The 2,050-nt window shown below is 30.0% G+C and carries 3 protein-coding genes; all 3 read left to right on the top strand.

Translation table 11 applies throughout. The features are described from left to right. On the top strand, nt 1-718 hold a 718-nt coding region (locus ABWO04_RS11410; RefSeq protein WP_353079811.1), incomplete at its 5' end, for an acyl-CoA dehydrogenase family protein. A gap of 88 nt (nt 719-806) precedes the next feature. Further along, on the top strand, nt 807-1,001 hold the full coding sequence (gene rpsU, locus ABWO04_RS11405; protein ID WP_166127146.1) for a 30S ribosomal protein S21: 195 nt from the start codon (nt 807-809) through the stop codon (nt 999-1,001). A 71-nt stretch (nt 1,002-1,072) separates the two neighbouring features. Next, entirely contained in the window at nt 1,073-1,966 is an 894-nt protein-coding gene (locus ABWO04_RS11400; RefSeq protein ID WP_353079810.1) for a tyrosine-type recombinase/integrase, read from the top strand. The last annotated feature ends 84 nt before the right edge of the window (nt 1,967-2,050 follow it).

Genomic DNA, 2,050 nt, shown 5'->3' with positions numbered 1-2,050 from the left:
TATTAACGGTTCAAAAACATTTATTACAAATGGTGTGTATGCGGATTATTATATAGTAGCTGCAAAAACAAATCCAGAACTTGGAAATAAAGGAATTAGTATTTTTTTAGTAGATACCAATTTAAAAGGAATTTCTGCAACTAAACTTGATAAATTAGGTTGGAGAGCATCGGATACTGCAGAAATTGCATTTGATAATGTTGAGATTCCTTTAGAAAATTTAATGGGAGAAGAAGGAAAAGGATTTCCTTACATTATGCAACATTTTGCATTTGAAAGATTAATAATGGCAGTTAATGCTCACGCCAGAGCGGAATATGCTATAGATTATACTATAGAATATATGTCGCAACGTGAGGCATTTGGAAGTAAAATTAATAAATTTCAAGCGCTGCGTCATACAATGGTGGAACACGCTACTGAAGTTGAGCACTGTAAAATCTTCAATTACGCAGCGGTTGCCAGATTAAATAAAGGGGAATACGTTGTAAAAGAAGCTACAATGGCAAAATTGAAATCTACAAAAGTAGCTGATTTAGCTATATATGATTGTTTACAAATGCTTGGTGGTTATGGTTATATGGAAGAATATCCTTTAGCAAGACTTTTAAGAGACAGTCGATTAGGTCCAATTGGTGGAGGTACTTCAGAAATTTTAAAAGAAATTTTATCGAAAATGATTATCGATAATCAAAATTATAAACCAGCCGTTAAATAGTTGTTTTAAAAATAATTTACAATTTATAATTCATTATTAAAAATAAAAATATACTTTTGCACACTTAACGAGAGGAGGTGTCAATATTATGTTAATTATACCAATTAAAGACGGAGAAAATATCGATAGAGCATTAAAGCGCTATAAAAGAAAATTTGATAAAACAGGAACTGTTCGTCAGTTACGTGCACGTCAAGCTTTCATTAAGCCTTCTGTGACAAACAGAATCAAAATACAAAAAGCGGCTTACATCCAAAACATGAGAGACAACTTAGAAAGTTAATCCATCATTTTTTGATTAAATACTTTAACCGTTAGATTATAAATTATAAATTTGTATCTAACGGTTTTTTTATGCGCAATAATTTACAATCTCATTTAGAATATCTTGAAAAAGAGAAAAAATATTCTCCGCTCACTGTGAATGCGTATCAAAAAGACATTATGTCATTTCAAACTTTTTTAAATGAACATCACGATGCTTGTTTGTTAGAAGAGGTGAATTACCCGTTAATACGAAGTTGGATTGTTGAATTGTCGGATGCAAAAATTGCAGCTTCTTCTATTAATAGAAAAATGGCATCCTTAAAATCGTTTTACAAGTTTCTATTAAAAACAAAGCAAATAGATACTAACCCTTTTGTAAAACACAAATCGTTAAAAACACCCAAACAAGTTCAGATTCCTTTTTCTGAAAAAGAAATTAATACCTTATTTGAATTACATTTTTTAGAAACCGATTTTGATAGTGTTCGAAATAGATTGGTTGTAGAATTATTATACGCAACTGGAATGCGAAGAGCGGAATTAATTAATTTAGAAACAAATGCAATAGATTTTTATGGCAATACTATAAAGGTGTTAGGGAAAAGAAATAAGGAAAGAATTATACCTTTATTAGCATCCACTACTGATGTAATAAAATTATATTTAACAAAACGTAAAGAACTCGATAATATAGGTGCTCCCGAAAAGTTAATTTTATCTAAAAAAGGAAATAAAATAAGTGAAACGTTTGTGTATCGATTAATAAATGATTACTTTAGTACTATATCTGAAAAGGTAAAAAGAAGCCCCCACGTTCTTAGGCATTCGTTTGCAACACATTTGTTAAATAACGGTGCAGATTTAAATTCAGTTAAAGAGTTGCTTGGTCACGCAAGTTTGTCATCTACTCAGATTTACACGCACAGTAGTTTGTCAGAGTTAAAAAAAGTATACAGCAATGCACACCCAAGAAACAAGTAATGTTTAATTAAAACCTATAATTATTATGAAAGTGAATGTACATGCAGTTAATTTTAATATCGACAGAAAATTAGTTGATTTTAT

Source organism: Flavobacterium sp., from assembly GCF_040382755.1.
Taxonomy (GTDB): domain Bacteria; phylum Bacteroidota; class Bacteroidia; order Flavobacteriales; family Flavobacteriaceae; genus Flavobacterium.
Note: the sequence above shows the minus strand (reverse complement) of the source record. Positions and strands in the feature narration are given on the sequence as shown.

Coding starts and splice junctions, on each gene's coding strand:
- rpsU (WP_166127146.1), top strand. CDS start 807: ATGTTAATTATACCAATTAAAGACGGAGAAAATATCGATAGAGCATTA.
- ABWO04_RS11400 (WP_353079810.1), top strand. CDS start 1,073: ATGCGCAATAATTTACAATCTCATTTAGAATATCTTGAAAAAGAGAAA.